Source organism: Micrococcus luteus (assembly GCF_014138885.1).
In the GTDB taxonomy this organism is placed as follows: domain Bacteria; phylum Actinomycetota; class Actinomycetes; order Actinomycetales; family Micrococcaceae; genus Micrococcus; species Micrococcus luteus.
In genome coordinates this window covers 1,233,731-1,258,576 of the sequence record NZ_JACJIK010000001.1, presented here as the reverse complement: position 1 = coordinate 1,258,576, position 24,846 = coordinate 1,233,731, and the positions used below count along the sequence as shown (strand labels likewise).

Below are 24,846 nucleotides of genomic sequence, written 5' to 3'. Positions count from 1 at the left end.
CGCCCCACCACGACGACGGCCCGGACGCCGCCAGCGTCCGGGCCGTCGTCGTGCGCGGCAGGTCAGAACAGCTGGCGCAGGTTCGCCTTCGCGAGGTCGAGCAGCTTGGTGCCCTTGCCGTCGAGGACGGTGCGCATGGCGTAGAGCGCGAAGCCCTTGGCCTGCTCGAACTCGATGCTCGGCGGGATCGTCAGCTCCTGACGCTCGGTCTTGACCACCAGCAGCGCAGGCCCGTCGTGGGCGAGGAACTCGCGCATCACCGCAGGCAGGTCCGTCGTGTGGTCCGCGCGGAAGCCCTTGATGCCGGCTGCCTCCGCGATCGCCGCGAAGTCCGGGTTCTGCAGGTCCGTCCCGAAGGGGACGAACCCGGCGGCCATCATCTCGAGCTCCACGAAGTTCAGCGAGTCGTTGTCGAACACGAGCGTCTTCACGGGCAGGTCGTTCTGCACGAACGACAGCAGCTCGCCGAGCATCATGGCCAACCCGCCGTCGCCGGCCATCGCCACCACCTGGCGGGTGGGGTCGACCGCCTGGGCGCCGACCGCCTGCGTGACCGCGTTGGCCATGGAGCCGTGGGACAGGGAGCCGATGATCCGGCGGCGCCCGTTCATCGTCAGGTACCGGGAGGCCCAGACCACCGGGGAGCCGACGTCGGGCAGGAACACCACGTCGTCGTCGGCCAGCTCGTCGAGGAGGCGGGCCACGTACTGCGGATGCACGCGTCCGCGTCCCGGGGAGGCCAGCTGGTCGAGGTCCTTGCGGGTCTTGGCGTAGTGCTTGAGCGCCTTGTCCAGGAACGCCGACGACGAGTTCCCGCGCAGCAGCGGCAGCAGGGCCTGGGCCGTCTCCTTCACGCCGCCCACGAGCGGCACGTCCACGGCCACCCGTCGGCCGATCTGCTCGCCGCGCACGTCCACCTGGATGACCGTGGCGTCCTCGGGGTAGAACTGCCGGTACGGCAGGGAGGAGCCGAGGATCAGCAGAGTCTCGGCCTCCTTGAGCGCGTGGTAGCCGGAGGCGAAGCCGAGCAGGCCGGTCAAGCCGACGTCATACGGGTTGTCGTACTCGATCCGGTCCTTGCCGCGCAGCGCGTGGACGATCGGGGCCTGCAGGCGCTCCGCCAGGGCCACGACCTCGTCGTGGGCGCCGGCCGCACCCGCGCCGGCCAGGATGGTGATCCGCTTGGACGAGTCCAGGGCCTCGGCGGCCTCGCGCAGCACGGAGTCCGCCGGGATGACGCGGGACGGCGTGTGACGGATCACCTCGGGCTTCGCGGAGAGCTCGGTGAGGGCCACGTCGCCCGGGATCACGAGCACGGCCACGCCCCGCTGCTCGACGGCGGCCCGCATCGCGGTGCGCAGCATGCGGGGCATCTGGTCCGCCGAGGAGACGTGCTCCACGTAGACGGAGCACTCGCGGAACAGGTCCTGCGGATGGGTCTCCTGGAAGTAGCCCGAGCCGATCTCCTCCGACGGGATGTGCGCGGCGATCGCGAGCACCGGAGTGCGGGAGCGCTGGGCGTCGAACAGGCCGTTGATCAGGTGGAGGTTGCCCGGACCGCACGAGCCCACGCAGACCGCGAGCTCATCCGTGAGCTGGGACTCGGCGGAGGCCGCGAAGGCCGCGGTCTCCTCGTGCCGGGTGTGCACCCACTGGATGCCGCCGTGGGAGCGCAGGGCCTCGGTCAGCCCGTTGAGGGAGTCCCCGGGCACGCCGTACATGCGGCGCACGCCCGAGGCGTGGAGGGTCTCGACGATGTTCTGGGCGACGGTGGCCACGGTGGAACCTCTCTCTGGTCGGGAGGCGCCCGGGCCGGTTTCGGCAGGGGCGCGGCATTGCCTTCCACGCTAGGGGTCGAGGTCCAGGCCCGGGGAGGGGCGGCCGCCCGGAGGGGGCGTCCGGCCGGGTCAGCGCAGCAGGTCGCGCTCCACCCAGCGCAGCAGGGACTCGCCTGCCCGCTCGTGGACGTCCTCGGCGTCGCCGATGCCGCGTTCGGCGAGGATCGCCGCCGTCACCACGCCGTAGGGCTTCTCGGGGACGCCGTCGGCGGGGCGCACGTCCATGTGCTCCACGGCCAGTCCGCGCTCGTGCAGCCGGTCGGCCATGGCGTAGTCGCTGCGCGAGTCGCCCGCGGTGAGCCAGCGTTCGGGCACCGGGGTGCCCGCCTCCGCCAGCAGGTCGAAGCAGCGCTCGACGCCCAGGTCCTTGCCGGAGGAGCGGTGCTCGACGTCCACCGAGATCACCGAGGGGGCCACGCGCACCTCCTCGGCGAGTCCGCGCTCGGCGAGCAGATCCTCGACGCCCGCGGCGACGTCGTCGCGCACCCGCTCGTACTCCGTCTGGTCGGCGCCGACCGTCTTCTCGAGGGAGACCATGGCCAGCTTGGTGCGGTCGGTGAACTGCAGGTCCCCGGCGCGCTCATCGTTGAGGGCCCAGATCGCGTCACGGGTGTCCGCGTCGATGGCCATGTCCGGGTCGGTGCGGAGCCAGTCCGGGGCGGTGCCGTCCACGGTGACGTCGGGCAGGTCCCCGGAGGGCACCGCGGAGAACGGGAACCACACGGCGCCCTTCTCGCAGATCGCGTGGAAGGGAGCGTCGTCCGGGAGGCCCGCGTCGCGCAGCGGGGCGATCAGGTTGTGCAGGAGGAAGTCCGTGGAGCGGCCCGTGTTGAAGCCGACCGGCACCCCGCGCCTCGCGAGGCGGACGAGCACGTCGATGATCCCCTCCGGCACGGTCCGGGTCTCGGTGGAGGCCACGGGGGCGTCCACGTCCAGCAGGAGTCCTATCGGGGAGGAAGTGCGCATGCCCCCACCCTAGGCCGCGGTGGCCCGTGCCCGCGATGGGCCCGGCGGCTACGCTGACCCTGAGACCCGCCCCGCCCGGGGCACACCCCCGACGATCACCCCACGGGAGCACCCATGAGCACCGCCACCGACCTCGGCCCGTCCCGCAGCCCCTTCGGCCCCGACGCCGCGGCGCGCGTCCCCAGCTCGGGGACGGGGCTGTCCTCGACGGGCGGCCGGGTGGCCATGCTCGTGGTCGTGATCCTCGCGGTCGTGGCCGCGTTCCTGGGCTCCGGCGTCGTCGGCGGCCTGACCCCCGTGGCCGAGGCCGCGGGCGGCTGGCTCGGCCCGGACGCCACCTGGGTCTCCCCGGCGACCCCCGCGTTCGGCATCTGGTCCGTGATCTACGCGGGGCTGCTGGCGTACGCCGTGTGGCAGTTCCTCGCCTCGGCCCAGTCCGCCCGTCACGACCGCCTGCGACCGTGGATCCTGGTCTCGGTGCTGCTCAACGCCGCGTGGATCTGGACGGTGCAGGCCGGGCTGCTGGGGCTGAGCGTCGTGGTGATCGCGCTGCTGCTGACGTGCCTGGCGTGGATCCTGGTGCTCCTCGAATCCGTCCGCGCGCACAGCTGGGGGGAGCGGATCCTCCTGGACGGGGTGCAGGGCCTGCATCTGGGCTGGGTCTCGATCGCCGCCGTGGCGAACCTGGCCGCGTGGCTGGCCTCGACCGGCGTCGTCGGCGATCCGGGGCAGTCGTCCCTCTGGGCGAAGGTGATGCTCGTGGTGGCCGTGCTGATCGGCGCGTTCACGGCCGTGTACAACGGCGGCCGCCCGGCTCCGGCGTTCGCGCTCGCGTGGGGTCTGGTGTGGATCGGCGTCGGCCGCGCGGACGGCACGGGGCTGCTCTCGGGCAGCCTCGCCCTCCTGGCGTGGGGCGGCGCGGCGATCGTCCTGCTGTGCTGGCTGGCCGCGCTGCTGCTCTCCCGCCGGTCCGCGACGGGCGAGGCCCGCGACCTCGTCCTCGACGCACTCGACGGCGGCGGCGACCCCATCGACGGCCGTCGCTGACCCCCGTCGTCATTGACGGAACGGGGACCGATGCTGTCGTGACGTGCGGCAACACCTGTGCCTCCCACATGCGATGATGTGGTGATCCGAAGGCCCCGCCTCACGGCGGGGCCTTCGTCATGTCCCCGTCCCTTCCCCTCCAGGATCCTCGTGCCCCTTGCCCGTCTGCGCGCGGCGCTCCCCGCGGCCGCACTGTCCCTGCTCCTGCTCACCGGCTGCACCGCCACCGACGACGGCGTCACCCCGGCGAGCGATGCCGACACCTCCGCGTCGGTCAGCACGATGCCGACGACGCCCACCCCCTCCGTCGACGGGGCTGCGACGAGCCGTGCCGCTGCGTCGTCGCTGGCCGCCTCCTCCGCCGCGCAGAGCTCGCGCGCCGCAGCGTCGTCCTCGAGCGGGGCCGCCGAGTCGCGTGCCGCTGAGGGCTCCCGCAGTGCCGAGCCGGCGGCGCCCGCCGCCCCGGCCGACGTCGAGGGAGACGTGGTCACGGTCGAGTCGATCTCGGACGGCGACACGCTCCGCGTGACCCTCGGCGAGGTGTCCACGCGGGTGCGCCTGCTCAACATCGACACCCCCGAGACCCACCACCCCTCGAAGCCGGTCGAGTGCATGGGACCGGAGGCGACGGCGGCGCTGAAGTCGATGATCAGCCCCGGCGACACGGTGGTGCTGCGGTACGATCGCCGGCTCTACGACCGCTACGACCGCCTCCTCGCCGGCGTGTACGCGCACGACGTCCTGGTCAACGCCGAGATGGCCCGCCTGGGCTACGGCGAGCCGGCGGTCTTCGACGGCAACGACCGTTTCCTGCCCGAGGTCGAGGCGGCGTGGGAGGAGGCCCGGGCGAACGGCGTCGGCAGGTTCTCCGGGGAGTGCGGCACCGCGGCCGAGCCCATCCCGGAGGCGGCCCCGGCCCCCGCCCCGGAGGCGGCCCCCGCGGCCGGCGACGCGGGGCCGGTGAGCGGAGCCGACTCCGTGTGCCCGGACTCCCACCCGGTCAAGGCCAACGACAACTCGGGCATCTACCACATGCCCGGTCAGCAGCACTACGGCAAGACCAACGCGCGCCACTGCTACGCCTCCGCCTCCGCGGCGCAGGCGGGCGGCTACCGCGCGGCCCGGCGCTGAGGGCGCCGCATCGGGTGCGGTCAGCGGCCCTCGTGGACCGCCCGCAGCTCGTAGCCGCGCTCCTCCACGGCCGTCTGCTTCTCGGCGCGCTTCTCCACCCCGGCCACGTCCTTCGGGGGCAGCTGCACCCGAGCCTCGGCGGGCAGGCCGGCCTCGAGCTGGCGGGCACGCTCCACCTCGGCGTCGACCTCCAGGCCGAGCAGCAGCACGATGTTGAAGATCCACAGGGCGAACAGCAGCGCCATGACCGTGCCGATCGCACCGTACGCCGAGTAGCCGGCGAACTGCGTGAAGTACACGGACAGGGCCACCGCGGCCAGCACCATGCCCACCAGCGCCACGATGTTGCCGGGGCCGAAGAGGTGGAAGCGCGGCTTCTGGACGTTCGGGGTGGTGTAGTACAGGGTCGCGATCAGCACCAGCAGGATCACGACGACGACAGGCCACTTCGCCCACGCCCACACCGGCAGGAACGTGTCCGAGAGGAAGTTCACCACGCCGGTCATGCCGAGCGGCCCGGCGATCGGCTGGAGGAAGCCGTCCACGAGCGAGCGGTTCAGCGCCAGCGAGAGCAGCACGACCACGATGCCCACGATCAGGATGAGCGTGGTGAGCAGGTTGGTCAGCGTCAGCTTCACCAGGCCGCGGCCCTCCTCGTAGCCGTACACCGTGTTGGCCGAGCGGTTGAACGCCTTCACGTACGCGGAGGCGGACCACAGGGCGGTCGCGATGCCGATGATGAGGGCGATGATCCCGCCGCCTGAGCCGGCCGAGTCGCTCATGGTGGTCACCAGGTTCGTGACGAGCGGCTGGTAGTCGCTCGGGACCAGGCCGGTCAGCTCCCCCAGCAGATCGTCGATGGCCCCGCGGTTGGAGGCGAGCACGAGGGACAGGATGGAGAACACGGCCAGCAGGGAAGGAGCCAGCGAGAGCACCAGGTAGTAGGTGAGCTTCGCGGCCAGGTCGGTGCCGCCGTCGTTGCCGAACTCCTTGAGCGCGCGTGTGAGCGCGTACTTCCAGCCGGCGCCGTCGAGCTTCACGCCCTTGAGCCTCTCGGCACGCTGGTCGGGATCGATCTTCGCGGCCTCCAGGGTCGCGTCCACAGGATGAATGGCCACGTCGGTCCTCTCGCGCTCGGGGGCAGGGTGCGGGTCGGGCCCCACGGTAGCGGACGGGTGCCCCGTCCGTCCCGACCGGAGCGGCGCTGGGCCGCGGACCCGGGCGATCAGCACTCGATGACGTTCACGGCCAGGCCGCCGCGCGAGGTCTCCTTGTACTTGGACTTCATGTCCGCGCCGGTGTCGCGCATGGTCGTGATGGCCTGGTCCAGGGTCACCCGGTGCGAGCCGTCCCCGAGCAGCGCCAGCCGGGCCGCGTTGATGGCCTTCACGGACGCGATCGCGTTGCGTTCGATGCACGGCACCTGGACGAGGCCGCCCACGGGGTCGCACGTCAGCCCGAGGTTGTGCTCGATCCCGATCTCGGCCGCGTTCTCCACCTGGTCCACGGTGCCGCCGAGCACGGCGCACAGCGCGCCCGCCGCCATGGAGCAGGCGGAGCCGACCTCGCCCTGGCAGCCGACCTCGGCGCCGGAGATGGAGGCGTTGCGCTTGTACAGGATGCCGATCGCCGCCGCGGTGAGCAGGAACTCGACCACCTTGTCGTCCCGCTCCTGCTGCGTGGCGCCCTCGGGGAGCACGAAGCGCATGTAGTAGAGCATGACGGCCGGGATGATGCCCGCGGCGCCGTTCGTGGGCGCGGTGACGATGCGCCCGCCCGAGGCGTTCTCCTCGTTCACCGCGAGCGCGAAGAGGTTGACCCACTCCATGGCCCACATAGGGTCGGTGCGGTCGGTGGTCTGGAGCAGGTGCTCCCGCAGCGCGGGGGCCCGACGGCGGACCTTCAGTCCGCCGGGCAGGATCGGCTCGGTGCGGGACACGCCGTTGTGGACGCATTCCTCCATGACGGCCCAGATGGCCAGCAGCTGGGTGCGCAGCTCGTCGAGGTCGTGGCGGGTGGCCTCGTTGGCGAGCATGAGCTCCGCGATGCTCAGGCCCGCCTCGTGACAGCGGGCGGCGAGCTCGGCGCCCGTGGAGAAGGGGTACGGTTCGCCGGTGTCGCCGTCGTCGGTGCGGTTGACGTCCTTGGTGGCGTCCAACTCGGCCTCGAGCTCGTCCGAGGTGACCACGAAGCCGCCGCCCACGGAGTAGTAGTCGCGGGTGTGAAGCTGTTCGCCGGCGTCGTCGTAGGCGGTCAGGCGCATGCCGTTCGGATGCCCGGGCAGGGACTCGCGCATGTGCAGCGTCAGGTCGCCCTGCCGGTCGAAGGCGATCTCGTGGCGCCCGTCCAGGGGCAGCCGACCGCCCGTGACGATCTCCTCCACGAGCCCGGTGCAGGCGTCCGGGTCGATGGTCTCGGGGTCCTGGCCGGCCAGGCCGAGCAGCACCGCGGTGTCCGAGCCGTGGCCCACGCCGGTGGCCGCCAGCGAGCCGAACAGCTCGGCGTGCACGCGGGCCGTGCGCTCGAGGACGCCGTGCTGGCCCATGCTGTCCGTGAAGCGGCGGGCAGCGCGCATGGGCCCCACGGTGTGGGACGAGGACGGGCCGATGCCGATCGAGAACAGGTCGAGGACGCTGAGCGCCATGCAGTGCTCCTAGGGTGCGAGCGGGACGCGCGGTGGCCGGGGGGTGTGGGCCGGACGCGCGGAGCCGGGTGATCCGGTGCAGACCAGACTAGGGGCACGGGGCCCGGCAGGCCATGGGGTCGCGGGTCGTGGTCCGCGGTGCTCTCCGGCCCGTCGCCCGCCGCACGGTCCGGAGCCGGGAGCGCTCAGAGGATGTTGTCCTTGGACTCCTCCACCTGCGCGGCCGCGCGGAACGCCGTCAGGTCACGCAGATACTCGTCCGCGTGGGGGAACACGGGCCCCTGCCCGGCCACGAGCATGACCCCCTCGAGGGGCTCGAACCGGGAGCGGCCCGCGTGGATGTCCTCGCCGGCGTCGACCAGGGTGCGCAGCTGCCACCATGTGGGGGCCATCAGGTTGACCTCGCCGGCCCGGAAGCGGCGCAGCAGCTCGGCGGGGGACGCCCAGCCGTGGCTGGCCGCCTCGGAGGACATCCGCTCGGGGGACTGGCCCTGTGGCAGGTGGACGGCGAAGAAGAACGTGTCGTAGCGGCGCGGGCCCCCGTGGGGGGTGATCCACCGGGACCACGGCACGAGCGCGCGGGCGTCGGGGCGCAGCCCCTCGCGGTCGAGCAGCTCCCCGAAGTCCACCTCGTGGCGCTCGACGGCGTCGCGCAGCTCGTCGGGGAACGCGGCCACCCGGGCCGGGTCCACGGGGGTGCCGGTGACGGCGTCCCGGGCCAGGAGCACTCCGGTCTCCTCGAACGTCTCGCGGACGGCGGCGGCCAGCACGCGGCCGGCGCCCTCGGCGGGGTCGAGCTCCGTGAGGGTGCGGTGGGCGTCCACGGGCTCGTGCGGCAGCCCCAGGCGCCGGCCCCAGTCGGCCAGATCCGTGCCCTCCCACAATCGGTCCGACAGGTCGTCCGCGGGGTCCACGCGGCCGCCGGGGAAGGCCGTGGCGTGGGCGCTGAAGGCCATGGTCCCGGCGCGGCGGACGGTGAACACCGAGATCTCGCCGCCGGCCCCGGGCCGGACCAGCACGAGGGAGGAGGCGGGCACCGCCGGGACCCGGGGCCGGTCCTCGGCGGGCGGGGCGGCGGGGCTCACGGTGCCTCCTCGGTTCGGGCGATCATGGTCCGGACGCACGGGCCGACGACGGCGGCCCCGGCCGCTCCCGCGCGGGGGTCATGCGGCCCGGATGTGCGCGGACCCGTAGTCTGTAGCGTAAGTCACCGTGCTCGGGGCGGAGGCCCCGGGGCGAGACCGTGAGCCGAGGAGGAGAGGCCGTGAAGATCCTGGTGCTGGCCAAGCAGGTGCCGGACACGTGGCAGGAGCGTGAGCTGAGCCTGGAGACCGGCTGGGTGGTGCGCGACGGCGCGGCCGAGCCCGTGCCGGACGAGATCAGCGAGCGCGTCATGGAGGTCGCCCTGGGCTGGCGGGACGCCGGCGCGGACGTCGAGGTCGTGGCCCTGACGGTGGGCCCCGAGGACTCCTCGAAGACCCTGCGCAAGATGCTGGCCATGGGCGCAGACTCCGCCGTGCAGATCACCGACGACGCGCTCGTCGGCTCGGACGCCGTGGAGACGGCCCGTGTGATCGCCGCGGCCGTCGAGAAGGAGGGCGCCGACCTCGTGCTCGCCGGCACGGTGTCCACGGACGGCGGCACCGGCGTGGTGCCGGCCATGGTCGCCGAGCTCCTGGACCGGCCCTACCTGCCGCACGCCGAGGCCCCCGAGCTGACCGACGGCGAGCTGACCGGCACCGTGGCGACCTCGGACGCGGACGTACGCGCCGCCGTCGCCCTGCCCGCCGTGGCGAGCCTGACGGAGAAGACCGCCGAGCCGCGGTTCCCGAACTTCAAGAACATCATGGCGGCCAAGAAGAAGCCGCTCACCGTGCTGTCCCTGGCCGACCTCGGCATCGCCGCGGGCCCGGCCGAGGCCGCCTACCGCTCCGTGATGGTCTCGGCGGACACGCGTCCCGAGCGCGCCGCGGGCGAGAAGATCACCGACGACGGCACCGCCGCCGAGCGGCTGGTGGAGTTCCTCGCGGGTCGGGGGCTCGTGTGAGCGCGAACGTGGAGGAGACCGAGATGACGACGCAGACCGACGCCGCGAACAGCGGTCAGACCGTGCTGGTGCACGCCGAGATCGGCGCGGACGGCGCGCTCCGCCCGGTCGTGGCCGAGCTGCTCGGCGCGGCCGCCACCGTGGGCGTGCCCGAGGCCGTCCTCGTGACCGATGCGGAGGGCAGGGACGCCGCCGTCGCCCGGCTGGGGGAGTACGGCGCCACGCGCGTCCACGTCCTCGTGGCCGACGACGCCGCCACCACCCTCGGCGACGCCGCCGTGCAGGCCCTCGCCGCCGCGGCCGCCCGCACCGCGCCCGTGGCCGTGCTGCTCTCCGGCAGTCCTGAGTCCCGCGCGGTGGCCGGCCGCCTGTCCGTCCGCGCCCGCGGCCCCGTCTGCGCGGATGCCGTGGGGCTGCGCTGGGCCGACGACGAGGTCATCGCCCGCCACTCCGTGTTCGGAGGCGACTACCTCAGCGAGTCCACCGGCGAGGGCGGCCCCCGGATCATCACCATGCGCCCCGGCGCCGTCGCGGACCGGGCCCCGGCCGTCGAGGCGCCCGAGGTCGTGGAGCTGGCCGCCGCCGAGCTGGGCCCGGTGACCGCCGGCGCCCGGGTGCTCGAGGTGAACGCCCGCACGCAGAACTCCGCCCGTCCGCCGTTGCGCGGCGCCAAGACCGTCGTCGCCGGCGGACGCGGCGTGGGCTCCGAGGAGGGCTTCGCGATCGTCGAGCAGCTCGCCGACGAGCTCGGCGCCGCCGTGGGCGCCTCGCGTGCCGCCGTCGACTCCGGCTACACCGCGGCCGAGCGCCAGGTGGGCCAGACCGGCGTGATCGTGTCCCCGAACCTGTACATCGCCCTCGGCATCTCCGGCGCCATCCAGCACCTGGCCGGCATGAAGACCGCCAAGACCATCGTGGCGATCGACAAGAACGAGGACGCCGAGATCTTCGAGCACGCCGACTTCGGCGTGGTCGGGGACATCTTCCAGGTGGTCCCGCAGGTCATCGAGCAGCTGCGCACCCGCCGCGGCTGAACCGGTGCGGGCGCGGTCCGCTGCGGACCGCGCCCCTCGGACGAGGAGAAGCATGCCCAAGCAGCGAATGGCCGGCTACGTCCCCCTGAAGGGCGCCCCGGCCGAGACCGAGCCCGCCCCCGCCCCGGCGCAGGACACCACGACGGCGGCCCCCGCCTCGGCCGCGGCCGCCGTCCCGGTGGCGCCGACCGCGCCGACGTCGGGCCTCACGCCCCTGTCCGCGCGACGCCGCATGGCCGGGTACGTCCCGTTCGCCCGCGAGGCCGAGTGGCTCGGCGGCGCCCCCGCCCCGGCCGCGGGATCGATCCCGGCCGCCGCCCCGGCGCGGTCCGTCGCGCCCGAGCCGATCGCCGCCTCGGCGTCCCCGACGCGGGCCCCCGCACCCGCGGAGACCGAGCCCGTCGTGCCGGACGTGGCGGCCGTCGTCGCCTCCGCGACCGGTGCGCCGGCCGCGGCCGGGGTGGGCGCTCCCGTGGAGTCCGACCTCGTGCCGCTCGCGAAGCGGCGACGCATGGCCGGGTACGTGCCGTTCGCCCGGGAGGGGGAGTGGTTCACCGAGCTCGCCGCCGTGGGCGGCCCCACCGCGCCGGAGATGGTGGCGCAGGAGGTCGTCGCCGAGCCGGCCACCGCCGAGCCCGCCGCCGCGGAGCCGGCCGATGCGGAACCGGCCGTCGCCGCCCCCGTGGCCGCGGCGCCGGCTGCGGAGCCGGCTCCCACCGCGCCGGACACCCGTTCGGCCCCGCCGGCCTCCACCGCGCAGCCGCCCCGGGCCGCCCCCGGGGCCGCCACCGGCACGCCCGCTCGGGCCGCGGAGACGGACGCCGCCGAATCCGCCGCCCCGTCCCGCCTGCGCAAGGCGCTGCCGGCGGTGGCCGGCGTCGTCGTGCTGGCGCTGCTCGCAGTGCTGGCCGGACGCTGGCTGCGGAGCCTCGACCCGGTGGCGGACTTCATCGCGACCTACGACGGGCACCCGGTCCTGCCCGAGGGCACCCCCGAGGGGATGCCCTGGTGGATGGGCTGGCAGCACTTCCTGAACATGTTCCTGATGGTGCTGATCATCCGGACGGGCCTGCAGATCCGTCACGAGACGCGGCCTCCGGCCAACTTCACTCCGACGAAGGACGGCCTGTTCTCCGCGCGGGGCAACACCCCGAAGAAGTTCTCGCTCACCATCTGGACGCACCAGGCCCTCGACGCGCTGTGGCTGCTCAACGGCGTGATCTTCGTGGTGCTGCTGATCGTCACCGGCCACTGGGCGCGGATCGTGCCCACGGACCCGCACGTGTTCCAGCACGCCCTGTCCGCCGGCATCCAGTACCTGTCCCTGGACTGGCCCACGGAGAACGGCTGGGTGCATTACAACGCGCTGCAGATGCTCTCCTACGCGCTGGTGGTGTTCGTGGCCGCCCCGCTCGCCGCCCTCACGGGCTGGCGCATGTCCTCGTGGTTCCCCACGGAGGCCAAGGGACTGAACAAGGCGTTCCCCATGGAGGTGGCCCGCAAGGTGCACTTCCCGGTGATGGTCTTCTTCGTGGCGTTCATCGTGGTGCACGTGTTCCTCGTGGCCTTCACGGGCCTGCTGACGAACTTGAACCACATGTACACCTCGCGGGGCGGTGCCACCGACGCGTGGGGCCTCGTGGTGTTCCTCGTGAGCGTGGCGGTCACCGCCGCCGCGTGGTTCTTCCTGAAGCCCGCCTTCACGGCCCCCGTGGCCTCCCGGTTCGGCACCGTGGGCCGCTGAGCCGGCCGCACGACGACGGCCCCTCCTCCTCCCGGGACTTTCGAACGTGATGTCGGGGGAATGAGCGCTCTCGAACGTGGGATAGGGCCTCTCTCACGTTCGAAAGCGCTCGGGCGCTCGGGCGGGCGGGGCGTCAGCTCCGAGCAGCGCGGAAGGTGACCTGCACCTGGACCATCGGCTTGTCGGCCACGGGGACGCCGTCGGCGCCGACCGGCACGAGGTCCACGTCCACGAGGCGCAGGGACCGGCCCGCGTGCCGCACCCGCGTGAGGGCGACCATCTCGCCATGCCCCGGGCGCACGAACACCACGCGCACGGCCTGGACGTCGTAGCGCTCGCGGTCCGGCATGGCCGCCTGCGCGGCGGTGACCGCCCGCAGCGTCATGGCCCCGCCGTGGACCGCGCCCGACGGGTTGGCCAGCTCCGGCTTCGGGGCGAAGCGGGCGCCCGCGGTCGGCGCCGCGGCGACGGCGGGGCGCGTGTCCGGATCGGCCGTCGGCAGCGACTCGGGGCGGGCGGCGAGCAGCTCCGGCATGGGCACACGGGTCTCGGCCCCGCGGGGCAGCCGTCCGGCCGCGACGAACTCGGCCATCCGCTCCGGCGCTCCGGCCGGCACCGACTGGAACCAGCCGGTCGCCTCGACGACGCGACGCCCGTCCGCGTCCTCGAGCCACGCGCGGGCCACGCCGCCGCCGGCATCCCAGGCCAGCGGGCGGGTCCAGCACTCCAGCAGCGGGCCGTCCTCGTCCCCGGCTGTGACCGCCGCCGCGTCGAAGGCGGGCAGCGGGCCGAGCACGTTGACCTGCAGCTCGGTGGTGACCACGGTCTCGATGTCCCGGGCCGCGTGGTGCACGGCCACCGCCGTGGCGTTGTCCATGATCACGGTGGCCGCCGCGCCGGTGGGCCGGCCGTCCAGGTCGAGGCACCATGGGCCGACCTCGAACGCGGCAGGGTTGAGGGCACCGTCCCGCTCTCTCATCAGCGCGTGGCGGCGGATGCCGAACAGCTGTTCCGTGCGGCCGGAGGCGTGGGAGCGGGGGCCGGTGGGCGAGTCCGAGGTGGGGCTGGTGGTGGTCTGCACGGGGAGCACGCTAGCCCACGGCCCGGTGGCGACACGGCAAATCATTGGATGTCCTATTATCATGGTGATGACAGTCACACCCTGTCGCCGCCCGCGGTGTCACCCCCGCCCCACCCCGTCGTGGACCGCCCGCGCGGCCGGACCGAGCCCCAGGAGGACGAACCCATGTTCCCCATCACCGATGACCAGAAGGCCCTGGTCGACGCCGTCCGCGACTTCGCCGAGCAGCGCGTCGCCCCGCACGCCCTCGACTGGGACGCCGAGTAGCATTTCCCGGTGGACGTCCTCGCCGAGGCCGGCGAGCTCGGCCTGGGCGGCATCTACGTGGGGGAGGAGCACGGCGGCACCGGCCTGGCGCGCACGGACGCGATCCTGATCTTCGAGGAGCTCGCCAAGGCGGACCCGGCCTTCGCCGCCTACATCTCCATCCACAACATGGTCGCCTGGATGATCGACTCCTTCGGCAGCGACGAGCAGCGCGCCCGCTGGATCCCCGACCTCGTGGGCATGGAGCACCTGGCCAGCTACTGCCTCACCGAACCCGGCGCCGGCTCGGACGCGGCCGCGCTGAAGACCCGCGCCGTCCGCGACGGCGACCACTACGTCCTCAACGGCGTCAAGCAGTTCATCTCCGGCGCCGGCTCCTCCGGCTACTACGTGGTCATGTGCCGCACCGCGGACACGGGCGCCCGGGGGATCTCCGCCGTCGTGGTCCACAAGGACACCCCCGGCCTGTCCTTCGGCCCCAACGAGAAGAAGATGGGCTGGCACACCCAGCCCACGCGCCAGGTGATCTTCGAGGACGTCCGCGTGCCCGTGGCCGACCGCCTCGGCGAGGAGGGCGACGGCTTCCGCATCGCCATGAAGGGCCTCAACGGCGGCCGCCTGAACATCGGCGCCTGCTCGATCGGCGGCGGCCTGGCCGCCCTGGACAAGGCCACCCGCTACCTCAAGGAGCGCAGCGCGTTCGGCGAGCCGCTCACCACCAAGCAGGCCCTCGTCTTCGAGCTCGCGGACATGTCCGTGAAGCTGGAGACCGCCCACACGATGCTCATGCGCGCCGCGGACGCCCTGGACCGCAACGACCCGGACACCGTGCGCCTGTGCGCCATGGCCAAGCTCGTGGCCACCGAGTCCGGCTACGAGGCCGCCGACACCGCCCTGCAGCTGCACGGCGGCTACGGCTACCTGCACGAGTACGGCGTGGAGAAGCTCGTCCGGGACCTGCGCGTGCACCGGATCCTCGAGGGCTCCAACGAGATCATGCGCATGATCGTGGGTCGCGGCCTGATCGGCTGACGCCGGGGGCCTGCCCGGTCGCCCGCACAGCACGGCGCCCCGCGGTCAGCGCACGTGACCACGGGGCGCGGTCCGTCGGGGCGGGCTCAGCCGAGCTGCAGCGGGTCCACCCCGGACACGGGCTCGAAGTGCCCGGCCACGTCCTCGGCCGAGACGTCCTCGAGCCGGGCCGGGCTCCACGTCGGATCCTTGTCCTTGTCCACGAGCAGCGCGCGGATGCCCTCGGCCATGTCCGGCTCGCGCATCAGGTGGGTGGCGATCGTGAACTCCTGGCGCAGTGCGTCGGCCACGGTCAGGTCCGCTCCGCGCGCGGCCAGCCGGCGCTGGGCCTCGTGGGCCACGGCGACGGCGGTCGGGGACTTGGTGCGGATGGCCTCGGCGGCCTGCCCCGCGGCCTCGGCGTGCTCCCCGCCAGCGGCGGCGCGCTCGTCCAGGGCGGCGAGGACCTCGGCGGCCGTCTCCCGGTCGTAGACGTCCTCGATCCACTCCCGGCCGGCCACCAGCGCGGTGGCGGGCCGTGCGTCCTCGGCCACCGCGAACCGGGCCAGCACCTCGTCGGCGGCGGCGAAGGCGGCCTCGTCGCGCGCGCCCGCGTCCGCGGCCGGGCCGAGGGCGCCGAACGCCGCGGCGAGGGCCTGCTCGAGCTCGTCCAGCCGGGCGGACTCCACGAAGACGTCCGCCAGGCCCAGGGCCACCGCGTCGGACCCGGAGGCGTGCGCCGAGGTCGCGGCCAGGTGCCGGCCCGCCTGGAAGGGTGCGCGGGCGAGGTGGAAGGAGCCGCCGACGTCGGGGGTGAACCCGATCGCCGTCTCGGGCATGCCGGCGCGGGTCCGCTCGGTGGCCACGCGGTGCGAGCCGTGCGCGGACACGCCCATGCCGCCGCCCAGGACGACCCCGTCCATGAAGGCCACGTACGGCTTGGGGTAGGCCGCGATGCGCTCGTTCATCGCGTACTCGTCGCGGAAGAACTGCTCGGCCTCCGCGAACCGCCCGGCCAGGAGGGAGGAGCGCAGGGAGACGACGTCGCCGCCGGCGCACAGCCCCTTCTCGCCGGCACCGCGGATCAGCACGCCGCGCACGGCGGGGTCCGCGGCCCAGTCGGTCAGGGCCGCGTCGATCGCCCGGACCATGTCCTGCGTCAGCGCGTTCAGGGCGCGCGGACGGTTCAGCGTGATGCGGCCGAGGCCGTCGCGGACCTCGAGGAGCACCTCGCCCGCCGCGCCCTCCTGTGCGGCCGCGGGGGCCGTCGTCGCGGTGGTCTGCGCGTCGCTCATCGGTGCCGCCACCCCGCCTCGCGCTTGGCCGTGAACGCGTCCATGCCCTCCTTCTGGTCCGCCGTGGCGAACGCGGCGTGGAACACGCGGCGCTCGAAGGCGATGCCCTGGGCAAGCGTGGTCTCGAACGCGGCGTTGACGGCCTCCTTGGCCATCCAGGAGGCCGGCTTGGACTTGGACGCGATGGTCGCGGCCACCTCCAGCGCCTCCTCGAGGGCATTCTCGTCGGCCACCACGCGGGAGACGAGTCCGATGCGCTCGGCCTCCTCCGCCCCGATCATGCGGCCGGTGAGGATCATGTCCATGGCCTTCGCCTTGCCCACGGCGCGGGTCAGGCGCTGGGATCCGCCCATGCCGGGGATGACGCCGAGGTTGATCTCGGGCTGGCCGAACTTCGCGCCCTCGCCGGCCACGAGCACATCGGCCATCATGGCCAGCTCGCAGCCGCCGCCGAGGGCGTAGCCGGTCACGCACGCCACGATGGGGGTGCGGGCACGGGTGAGCCCGTCCCAGCCGGCGAACCAGTCGGCCGCGTACATCTCGGAGAACTCCTTGGTGGCCATCTCCTTGATGTCCGCGCCGGCGGCGAACGCCTTGGGGGAGCCGGAGAGCAGGATCGCCCCGATCTCCGGGTCGGTGTCCAGCTCCTGCACCGCCGCGACGACAGCACGCATCGTCGCCTCGTTCAGCGCGTTCAGGGCCTTCGGCCGGTTCAGGCGGATGTGGCCGACCCGGCCCTGCCGCTCCACGATGATCGGCGACTCGGCGCCGTCCGGGGTGGTCTGCTCGCTCATGCCTCGCTCCTGTCCGTGTGTGATGCTCGGATGTCCTCGATGATGCCGGAAAAGTCGCGGGCGGCGCCTTCTCCGGCGGCGTACTCGGCGTATTTGGCCTGCGCGAGGCGGCCCAGGTCGGCCGCCACGCCCTGCTCGTCCAGGGCCGCGAGCGCGAGCCCGAGGTCCTTGGCCATCAGGGCGCCGGCGAAGCCGGGCTGGAAGTCCCGGTTCGCGGGGGAGCCGGGGACGGGGCCGGGCACCGGGCAGTTGGTGGTCAGGGACCAGCACTGCCCGGAGGCCTTGCTCATCACGTCGTACAGGGCCTGGTGCTGCAGGCCCAGGCGCTCGCCCAGGACGAAGGCCTCGGCGACGGCGATCTGCGTGACCCCCAGCACCATGTTGTTGCAGATCTTCGCGGCCTGGCCCAGGCCGGCGGCCCCGCAGTGCACGATCCGCGCGCCCATGACCTCGAGCAGCGGCAGCACCTCGGCGTACACCTCGTCCGAGGCGCCCACCATGAAGGCGAGGGTGCCGGCCTCGGCGCCCACCTGGCCGCCCGAGACCGGCGCGTCGGCCGCCCGCATGCCCGCCGCCTCCGCCGCCGCGGCCGCCTCGCGGGCCTCGGCGACGTCGATGGTCGAGCAGTCCAGGAACACGGTGCCGGGCCGGGCGGCGGCGAGCAGGCCGCCGTCGCCGTCCTCACCCCGGTAGACGTCCAGCACCAGGCGTCCGTGGGGGAGCATGGTCAGCACGACGTCGGCCTCCGCGGCCGCCGCGGCCGTGTCCGTGACGGTCTCGACGCCGGCCGCACGGGCCTTCTCGAGGGCCTCGGGGACGAGGTCGAAGCCGAGCACGCGGTGGCCCGCGGCGGCGAGGTTGGCGGCCATGGGGCCGCCCATGTGGCCGAGGCCGAGGAACAGAACGGTGGTCATGGGGTCCTCCTGGTCGGGACGGGCTGCGGGGCGGTCAGGAGCCGGCCGGCATCACGAAGCTGGCGCCCTCGCGCACGCCGGAGGGCCAGCGCGTGGTGACGGTCTTCGTCTTGGTGTAGAACTTCAGCCCGTCCGTGCCGTGCTGGTTCAGGTCGCCGAAGCCGGAGGCCTTCCAGCCGCCGAAGGTGTAGTAGGCGATCGGCACGGGGATCGGCACGTTCACGCCGACCATGCCGGTGTCCACGCGGGTGGAGAAGTCGCGGGCGGCGTCGCCGTCGCGGGTGAAGATGGCCACGCCGTTGCCGAACTCGTGCTCGTTCACGAGCGTGAGCGCCTCCTCGTAGTCCTTCGCACGGACCACGGAGAGCACCGGGCCGAAGATCTCCTCGCGGTAGATGCTCATCTCCGGGGTGACGCGGTCGAACAGGGTGGCGCCCACGTAGAAGCCGTCCTCGTGGCCCTCGACGACGACGCCCCGGCCGTCCTCGACCAGTTCGGCGCCCGCCTCGACGCCGGCCGCGATGTAGCCCTCGATGCGCTCCTTCGCGTCCTTCGAGACGACGGGGCCGAAGTCCGAGGACGCCTCGAGCGACGGGCCGACCGTGAGGCCCTTGATGCGCTCGCGGAGCAGCGCGATCAGGCGGTCGGCGGTCTCCTCGCCGACCGGGACGGCCACGGAGATCGCCATGCAGCGCTCGCCGGCGGAGCCGAAGGCGGCGCCGACCAGGGCGTCGGCGGCCATCTCGAGGTCCGCGTCCGGCATGATCACGGCGTGGTTCTTGGCCCCGCCGAAGCACTGGGCGCGCTTGCCCATGCGGGCGGCGTGCGCGTAGATGGACTGCGCGATCGGGGTGGAGCCGACGAAGCCGACGGCCTTGACGCGCGGGTCCTCGATGAGCGCGTCCACGGCGGCCTTGTCGCCGTGCACCACGTTGAGGGCGCCGGCGGGCATGCCGGCCTCGAGGGCCAGCTCGGCCAGGCGCACCGGGACGGAGGGGTCGCGCTCGGAGGGCTTGAGGACGAAGGCGTTGCCCGCCGCCAGGGCGATGCCGGCCTTCCACAGCGGGATCATCGCCGGGAAGTTGAAGGGCGTGATGCCCACGGCCACGCCGAGCGGCTGGCGGATGGAGTGCACGTCGATGCCGGTGCCCGCGTCGGCGGTGAACTCACCCTTGAGCAGGTGCGGGGCGCCCGCGGCGAACTCCACGACCTCGATGCCGCGCTGGATGTCGCCCTTGGCGTCCGGGAAGGTCTTGCCGTGCTCCTGGGCGAGCACGGTGGCCAGCTCGTCCATGTTCTCGTTGATCAGGTCGACCCAGCGCAGCAGGATGCGGCCGCGGCGCTGCGGGTTCAGCCTCGACCACGCGGCGAAGCCCTCCTCGGCGGAGGCCAGGGCGGCGTCGATCTCCTCGGCGGAGGCCAGCGGCACGCGCCCCGCCACGCCGCCCGTGGCCGGGTGGTAGACGTCGCCGTGCCGGCCGGAGGCGCCCTCGCGCCGCTCGCCGTGCACGAAGTGGGGGATCACGGGGGCGGTCTCGGTGGGCGCGGTCTTCTGGGACATGGGGGCTCCTCGCGGGTCCAGGCGGAAGGCGGACGCCGGGCGGCGCCGCCCACGGCGGGCGTGACGGGCCCGGCTGTGTGTGTGATCTGGGTTACTCTTCCGCTAATCTAGGATGAGAACGTAGGACATGCAACTATCGAACTCGGGGGGTATCCCGAGGAGGAAGGGAGGGTCCGTCCATGGACCTGTCGAACCAGAGCGCGATCGTCACCGGCGGGGCCTCGGGCCTCGGCCACGCCACCGCCCGCCGCCTGGCGGACGCGGGTGCCGCCGTCGTGGTGGTGGACCTGCCGGACCGCGAGGGTGAGACCGTCCGCGCGGACGCCGTGGCCGCCCTCGGCCCCCGCGCGCGCTTCGTGACCGGCGACGTCACCGCCGAGGACACCGCCCGGGAGGCCGTGGCCGCCGCGCTGGAGGCCGGGCCGCTGCGGGTGCTGGTCAACTGCGCCGGCGTGGCGACGCCGGGCAAGCTCGTGGGCCGCGACGGGCCGCTGTCCGCCGAGGTGCTGAGCCGGGTCCTGGCGATCAACACGGTCGGCACCGTGTCGATGATGGCCCAGGCCGCCGCCGCGATGAGGACGCAGGAGCCGCTCGGCGAGGACCGCGGCGTCATCGTGAACACCGCGTCCGTGGCGGCCTACGACGGGCAGATCGGCCAGATCGCGTACTCCGCCTCCAAGGGCGCCGTGGTCGCGCTGACCCTGCCCGCGGCCCGCGAGCTCGCCTCCTCGCAGATCCGCGTGGTCACGATCGCCCCCGGCCTCATGGAGACGCCCATGATGGCCGGCCTGCCCGAGGCCGCCCGCAAGGCGCTGTCCACCAAGACCCCGCATCCGGCCCGCCTCGGCCGGCCCGAGGACTACGCGCTGCTCGTCGAGCAGATCGTGTCCAACCCGTTCCTCAACGGCGAGGTCATCCGGCTCGACGGCGCCGTGCGCCTCGAGCCCCGCTGAGCCGCGCGGCCGGAGGCCGCGGAGAGCGTCAGGAGGAGGTGTGCTCCGCCGTCGGGGCGCTCAGGCGTCGAGGCCGTCGACCTGGAAGTCGCCGGCCTCGGCGCGGAACCGGCCGAGGACGTCGATGAGGGTGTCCACGTCCGCCGGATCGAAGCCGGAACGGCCGAAGACCTCGGCGTTGAGCGTCTCCGTGGCGGCGACGGCGACGCGCCGGCCCTCGTCCGTGAGGGCGAGCACGAGCGCGCGGCGGTCCGACTCGTGGGGGGTGCGCTCCACCAGCCCGGCGGCCTCGAGCCGGTCCACCGCATTGGTCACCGAGGTGGGGTGGACCTGCAGGAGCGCGGACGCCTTGGACATCCGCATCCGCTTCTCGCGCGAGAAGTTCAGCAGCGCCAGCAGCTCGTACCGCGCGAAGGTGAGCCCGTAGGGCTTGAGCGCGGCCTGCGCCCGACCCAGCAGGATCTGCTGGGCCCGCATGATCGAGGTGATGGCGGCCATCGGGCGGGCGACGTCACCCCATCCGTGACGCTCCCAGTTCCGGGCGGCCTCCCGGATGGGGTCCTGGGCGAGGGGTGGCTTCTTCATGGCGCTCCAGACTAGCGGCGCACCGGGGGTCCCCCGCCACCGCCGGACACGGACGGGGCGGTGGCGGGGAACGGCCGGTCAGCGCTGCAGGTCCAGGTCCTCCTCCCGGAACTCGGTGCCGTAGCCGTCCGGGGCGGCGCCCGTCTGGGCGCGCTCGACCTCGGCCTTGCGCAGCTCCACGCGGCGGATCTTGCCCGAGATGGTCTTCGGCAGCTCGAGGAACTCGATGCGGCGGATGCGCTTGTACGGGGGCAGCTGGGTGAGCGTGAACTGCAGGATCGCCCGGGCGGTCTCCGCGGTGGGCTCATGGCCCGGGGCGAGGGTGACGAAGGCCTTCGGCACGGCCAGTCGCAGCTCGTCCGGGGTGGGGACGATCGCGCCCTCCATCACGGCCGGGTGCTTGACCAGCACCGACTCCAGCTCGAACGGGGACACCTTGTAGTCCGAGGACTTGAAGACGTCGTCCGCGCGGCCCACATAGGTCAGCACGCCGTTCTCGTCGCGGCGGGCGATGTCACCGGTGTGGAACACGCCGTCGCGGAACACCTCGTCCGTCTTCTCCTGGTTGCCGTAGTAGGACTTCAGCAGGCCCACCGGACGCGGGTCCAGGCGCAGGCAGATCTCGCCCTCCTCGGCCTCCTGGCCCGTGAGCGGGTCGAGCAGGGTGACGTCCATGCCGGGCAGCGGGCGGCCCATGGAGCCGATGACGACCTTCTGGCCCGGGGTGTTGGCGATCTGCAGGGTGGTCTCGGTCATCCCGAAGCCGTCGCGGATCGTGGTGCCCCACGCCTTGTGCACCTGGTCGATCACCTCGGCGTTGAGCGGCTCGCCCGCGGAGATGGTCTTGGTCGGCGGGGTCGTCAGCTGCGCCAGGTCCGCCTTGATGAGCATGCGCCACACGGTGGGCGGGGCGCAGAAGCTCGTGACGCCGTAGCGCTCCATGTTGGCCATCAGGGCCGCGGGGTCGAACTTGCGGGCGTTGTGCACGAAGATCGTGGCCTCCGCGATCCACGGGGCGAAGAAGTTGGACCACGCGTGCTTGGCCCAGCCCGGGGAGGCCACGTTGAGGTGCACGTCGCCCGGCTCCAGACCGATCCAGTAGAGCGTCGTGAGGTGGCCGACCGGGTACGAGGTGTGGGTGTGCTCCACGAGCTTCGGCTTCGAGGTGGTGCCCGAGGTGAAGTAGAAGAGCAGCGTCTCGTCGGCGGGGGTCGGCTCGGCCGGGGTCAGCTCGGTGGCGGCGTCGTCGGCGTCGTCGTAGGAGAGCACGGTGTGGCCGGCGACCTCGGGGGCGCGGCGCGCCGGGCCCTCCGCGAAGACGCCCGGCACGTGCACCAGGTGCAGGTCCTCGCCGACGCCGGCGAACTTGGCCAGGTCCTCGGCGCCGGCCACGGCCCACGCGGCGCCGGCGCGCGTCACCCGGTCCTCGAGGTCCCCGGAGGTCATCTGTGTGGTGGTGGGCACCATGACCACCCGCAGCTTGATGCAGGCGAGCATGAACTCCCACAGCTCCACCTGGTTGTTCAGCATGAGGATGAGACGGTCGCCGCGGCGCAGGCCCTGCGCGGAGAGCCAGTTCGCCACCCGGTTGGAGGCCGCGGAGAGCTCGGCGAAGGTGCGTTCGGTGCTGCGACCGTCGTCCTCGGCGATGATCAGCGCCGGCACGTCCGCGCGGGCCGGGTCCTGGGCCAGGCGGTCGAACCAGTCGAAGCCGAAGTTGAAGTGCTCGAAGCGGGGCCACTCGAACTCGGCGCGGGCGCGCTCGTCGTCGGTCTGGCACTCGACCAGCAGGTCGCGGGCCGCGCGGAACACCTCCGTCGGCGACGGGGCGGCGACGGCGGTGGGGTCCTGGACGGTCATGGGTCCCTCCTCGGGGTGGCTGCTGAACGGATCCTTGGCCGGGGGTCTGTGATCTGGAACACTACTGTCAGACCTGGATAGTTGGAAGTCCTACAGTCGGATTCTCGGTGAAACCGCCCGCCGTCGTCGGACCGCCCCCGAAGGAGAGCCATGACCGCCCTCGCCGACCGCCCCCTCCCCGCCACCGGCGCGCCCGCCGTCCCCCCCGGCCTGCCCCACGTGGACCTGCTGCGCCTGCGGGACCGCCTCGAACCGGTCGAGCGTGCCCGGCTCGACGCGATCGAGGACCACCTGCAGACCCGCGTGCGGCCACACCTGACCCGCTACTGGGACGCCGAGGAGTTCGCGTTCGACCTGCTGCCGGGCCTGGCCGAGCTGGGTCTGGGGCGCCTCGTCCTGGACGGCTCGTCCTCGCTGTTCCAGCAGCTCGTGCACGCGGAGATCGCCCGTGTGGACCTGTCCCTGTCCGCCCTCGTGGGCATCCACAACGAGCTCAACCTCGGCATGATCGCCGGCCTGGGCTCAGAGCGTCAGAAGGCCACGTGGCAGGGGCGCCTCGAATCCTTCGACGCCCTGGGCGCGTTCTGCCTCACCGAACCGGACCACGGCTCGGACATCGCCGGCGGCCTCGCCACCACCGCCACCCGCGACGGCGACGAGTGGGTCATCCGCGGCGCCAAGCGCTGGATCGGGGCCGGCACGATCGCCGACGTCGCGCTCGTCTGGGCGCGCGACACCGCCGACGGCGAGATCAAGGGCTTCGTGGTGCCCACCGACACCCCCGGCTACGAGGCCACGAAGATCAGCGGGAAGATGGGCCTGCGGATCATGCAGAACGCGGACATCACCCTGGACGTGCGTCTGCCCGCGGACGCGATCCTGCCCGGCGCCACCACCTTCGCCGCCACCCGCGCCCTGCTGCGCGACTCGCGCATGTGGGTCGGCTGGCAGGGCGTCGGCGCGCAGATGGGCGTGCTGGACGTGCTGCGCTCCTACGCGCTGCGGCGGGAGCAGTTCGGCCGCCCACTGGCCGCGTTCCAGCTGATCCAGGCCCAGATCGCCGAGGTCGCCGGCAACCTGGCCGCCTCCGCCGGGATGATGCTCCAGGTGGACGCCCTGCGGCAGGAGGGGCGGATGGAGATGATGCACGCGGCGATGGCCAAGGCCACCTCGACCCGGCTGGCCCGGTCCTCGGCGGCGCTCGCCCGCGACGCCCTCGGCGGCAACGGCCTGCTCACGGAGCACGAGATCGCCAAGATCATGGGGGACGTGGAGGCCATCTACTCCTACGAGGGCTCCTACGGCATGAACACCCTGATCGTGGGACGGGCCCTCACCGGCGTCTCGGCTTTCGTGTGAGCCACGCGTCCTGCAGGTCCTGGATCAGCGGGCGGTGGGCGATGAGCAGCAGCACGCCGGCCACCGGGATGACCACCTCGAAGCCCAGCCAGAGGTAGCCGGCCGCGCCCGCCACCCCGCCCAGGAAGAACAGGGCCACGAGCAGCGCCAGCAGTCCCACGCGCCGCGGTTCCCCGACGACGGGGGCCGCGGCCCCGGGGCCGTTGCGGTACAGGATCTTGCCGAGCTCGACGCCGATGTCCGTGACCATGCCCGTCACGTGCGTGGTGCGGATCGGCCACGCCCCGATGCGGGTGATCAAGGCGTTCTGCAGGCCCATGGTGAAGCACAGCACGGCCACCACGACCAGCGGCCGGTGCGCATCGCGGACGTGCTCGGCGAGCAGGCCGAACACCAGCATGCCGACGCCCTCGAGCAGGAGGATGTTGGCGTACCGCGACCGGAGGCCGTTGACCCGGCCCCAGTTGAACACCAGCGCGCAGACGACCGCGCCCAGGATGAACATGGCCAGCGCGAGCAGGCCCGTGCCGACCAGACCCGGGGCGTGGAGGACCGCCGCGTCCGCCATGGACGCCACGATCCCCGTCATGTGGGACGTGTACGTGGCCACGGCGACGAAGCCCACGGAGTTGAGGATCCCCGCGATCGCGGTCAGCACCAGCGCCAGGTGGGTGTTGCGGCGCACGGTGCGCTCGGGGGCGCACAGGTTGAGCAC

General features: G+C 73.3%; 20 protein-coding genes and 1 pseudogene. 8 read left to right on the top strand and 13 right to left on the bottom strand.

All coding sequences use genetic code 11. The features are described 5' to 3' along the window. Positions 1 to 62 precede the first annotated feature (62 nt). Together poxB and HDA34_RS05720 are read right to left on the bottom strand one after the other, a co-directional pair. The gene (gene poxB, locus HDA34_RS05725) at positions 63 to 1,778 is read right to left on the bottom strand and encodes a ubiquinone-dependent pyruvate dehydrogenase (RefSeq protein ID WP_041102769.1); all 1,716 of its coding nucleotides are present in this window, start codon (positions 1,776 to 1,778) and stop codon (positions 63 to 65) included. 129 nt (positions 1,779 to 1,907) lie between these two features. Beyond that, the gene (locus tag HDA34_RS05720; RefSeq protein ID WP_041102771.1) at positions 1,908 to 2,804 is read right to left on the bottom strand and encodes an HAD family hydrolase; all 897 of its coding nucleotides are present in this window, start codon (positions 2,802 to 2,804) and stop codon (positions 1,908 to 1,910) included. A 114-nt stretch (positions 2,805 to 2,918) separates the two neighbouring features. On the opposite strand from HDA34_RS05720, the gene HDA34_RS05715 reads away from it, so the two are divergent. Together HDA34_RS05715 and HDA34_RS05710 are read left to right on the top strand one after the other, a co-directional pair. Then, positions 2,919 to 3,851, top strand: coding sequence for a TspO/MBR family protein (locus HDA34_RS05715; RefSeq protein ID WP_041102773.1), 933 nt, complete (start codon positions 2,919 to 2,921; stop codon positions 3,849 to 3,851). Positions 3,852 to 4,001: 150 nt separating this feature from the next. Further along, positions 4,002 to 4,982: a thermonuclease family protein gene (locus tag HDA34_RS05710; protein WP_134376995.1), complete on the top strand. Its 981-nt coding sequence runs from the start codon at positions 4,002 to 4,004 to the stop codon at positions 4,980 to 4,982. 20 nt (positions 4,983 to 5,002) lie between these two features. On the opposite strand, the gene HDA34_RS05705 is transcribed toward HDA34_RS05710, so the two are convergent. From HDA34_RS05705 to HDA34_RS05695, 3 genes are all read right to left on the bottom strand, one after another. Then, positions 5,003 to 6,100: a YihY/virulence factor BrkB family protein gene (locus HDA34_RS05705; RefSeq protein ID WP_227717929.1), complete on the bottom strand. Its 1,098-nt coding sequence runs from the start codon at positions 6,098 to 6,100 to the stop codon at positions 5,003 to 5,005. Positions 6,101 to 6,207: 107 nt separating this feature from the next. After that, entirely contained in the window at positions 6,208 to 7,626 is a 1,419-nt protein-coding gene (locus tag HDA34_RS05700; protein WP_095347320.1) for an L-serine ammonia-lyase, read from the bottom strand. A gap of 185 nt (positions 7,627 to 7,811) precedes the next feature. Then, positions 7,812 to 8,711: an NUDIX hydrolase gene (locus tag HDA34_RS05695; RefSeq protein WP_134376994.1), complete on the bottom strand. Its 900-nt coding sequence runs from the start codon at positions 8,709 to 8,711 to the stop codon at positions 7,812 to 7,814. A 179-nt stretch (positions 8,712 to 8,890) separates the two neighbouring features. Between HDA34_RS05695 and HDA34_RS05690 the strand changes: the two genes are divergently transcribed. The 3 genes from HDA34_RS05690 to HDA34_RS05680 are packed head-to-tail and all read left to right on the top strand — an operon-like array spanning position 8,891 to position 12,451. Then, positions 8,891 to 9,673, top strand: a complete 783-nt coding sequence (locus HDA34_RS05690; RefSeq protein WP_044658703.1) for an electron transfer flavoprotein subunit beta/FixA family protein — start codon at positions 8,891 to 8,893, stop codon at positions 9,671 to 9,673. Continuing rightward, positions 9,670 to 10,707 (top strand): electron transfer flavoprotein subunit alpha/FixB family protein, encoded by a 1,038-nt coding sequence (locus HDA34_RS05685; protein WP_036315473.1) that lies wholly within the window; start codon positions 9,670 to 9,672, stop codon positions 10,705 to 10,707. The genes HDA34_RS05690 and HDA34_RS05685 overlap by 4 nt, the downstream gene beginning before the upstream one ends. Before the next feature lie 52 nt (positions 10,708 to 10,759). Continuing rightward, a complete protein-coding gene (locus HDA34_RS05680; RefSeq protein WP_233437063.1) occupies positions 10,760 to 12,451 on the top strand; it encodes a cytochrome b/b6 domain-containing protein in 1,692 nt (563 codons plus the stop codon). A gap of 133 nt (positions 12,452 to 12,584) precedes the next feature. On the opposite strand, the gene HDA34_RS05675 is transcribed toward HDA34_RS05680, so the two are convergent. Continuing rightward, positions 12,585 to 13,532 carry a PaaI family thioesterase gene (locus HDA34_RS05675; protein ID WP_041102878.1) on the bottom strand — a complete coding sequence of 316 codons (948 nt, stop codon included), beginning with the start codon at positions 13,530 to 13,532 and terminating at the stop codon, positions 12,585 to 12,587. Positions 13,533 to 13,697: 165 nt separating this feature from the next. Here HDA34_RS05675 and HDA34_RS05670 point away from each other — a divergent pair. Next, a pseudogene (locus tag HDA34_RS05670) lies at positions 13,698 to 14,831 on the top strand (acyl-CoA dehydrogenase family protein). A gap of 86 nt (positions 14,832 to 14,917) precedes the next feature. Here HDA34_RS05670 and HDA34_RS05665 read toward each other — a convergent pair. From HDA34_RS05665 to HDA34_RS05650, 4 genes are read right to left on the bottom strand one after another with little or no spacing between them, the layout of a single operon-like run. Continuing rightward, complete coding sequence (locus HDA34_RS05665; RefSeq protein ID WP_134376993.1) at positions 14,918 to 16,105, bottom strand: enoyl-CoA hydratase/isomerase family protein; 1,188 nt, start codon at positions 16,103 to 16,105, stop codon at positions 14,918 to 14,920. After that, the gene (locus tag HDA34_RS05660) at positions 16,102 to 16,899 is read right to left on the bottom strand and encodes an enoyl-CoA hydratase (protein ID WP_134376992.1); all 798 of its coding nucleotides are present in this window, start codon (positions 16,897 to 16,899) and stop codon (positions 16,102 to 16,104) included. Before HDA34_RS05660 ends, HDA34_RS05665 begins: the two co-directional genes overlap by 4 nt. Next, the gene (mmsB, locus tag HDA34_RS05655; protein WP_041102792.1) at positions 16,896 to 17,813 is read right to left on the bottom strand and encodes a 3-hydroxyisobutyrate dehydrogenase; all 918 of its coding nucleotides are present in this window, start codon (positions 17,811 to 17,813) and stop codon (positions 16,896 to 16,898) included. Before mmsB ends, HDA34_RS05660 begins: the two co-directional genes overlap by 4 nt. A 34-nt stretch (positions 17,814 to 17,847) precedes the next feature. After that, on the bottom strand, positions 17,848 to 19,374 hold the full coding sequence (locus tag HDA34_RS05650; RefSeq protein ID WP_095353576.1) for a CoA-acylating methylmalonate-semialdehyde dehydrogenase: 1,527 nt from the start codon (positions 19,372 to 19,374) through the stop codon (positions 17,848 to 17,850). A 179-nt stretch (positions 19,375 to 19,553) separates the two neighbouring features. On the opposite strand from HDA34_RS05650, the gene HDA34_RS05645 reads away from it, so the two are divergent. After that, positions 19,554 to 20,327: an SDR family NAD(P)-dependent oxidoreductase gene (locus tag HDA34_RS05645; protein WP_095353575.1), complete on the top strand. Its 774-nt coding sequence runs from the start codon at positions 19,554 to 19,556 to the stop codon at positions 20,325 to 20,327. Positions 20,328 to 20,387: 60 nt separating this feature from the next. Here HDA34_RS05645 and HDA34_RS05640 read toward each other — a convergent pair whose 3' ends face one another. Together HDA34_RS05640 and HDA34_RS05635 are read right to left on the bottom strand one after the other, a co-directional pair. Next, entirely contained in the window at positions 20,388 to 20,912 is a 525-nt protein-coding gene (locus tag HDA34_RS05640) for a MarR family winged helix-turn-helix transcriptional regulator (protein ID WP_020624809.1), read from the bottom strand. Positions 20,913 to 20,990: 78 nt separating this feature from the next. Further along, a complete protein-coding gene (locus tag HDA34_RS05635; protein ID WP_134376991.1) occupies positions 20,991 to 22,772 on the bottom strand; it encodes an AMP-binding protein in 1,782 nt (593 codons plus the stop codon). Between the two features lie 150 nt (positions 22,773 to 22,922). Between HDA34_RS05635 and HDA34_RS05630 the strand changes: the two genes are divergently transcribed. Next, the gene (locus tag HDA34_RS05630) at positions 22,923 to 24,131 is read left to right on the top strand and encodes an acyl-CoA dehydrogenase family protein (RefSeq protein ID WP_061867538.1); all 1,209 of its coding nucleotides are present in this window, start codon (positions 22,923 to 22,925) and stop codon (positions 24,129 to 24,131) included. On the opposite strand, the gene HDA34_RS05625 is transcribed toward HDA34_RS05630, so the two are convergent. Further along, a complete protein-coding gene (locus HDA34_RS05625) occupies positions 24,106 to 24,846 on the bottom strand; it encodes a YoaK family protein (protein ID WP_036338795.1) in 741 nt (246 codons plus the stop codon). The genes HDA34_RS05630 and HDA34_RS05625 overlap by 26 nt on opposite strands.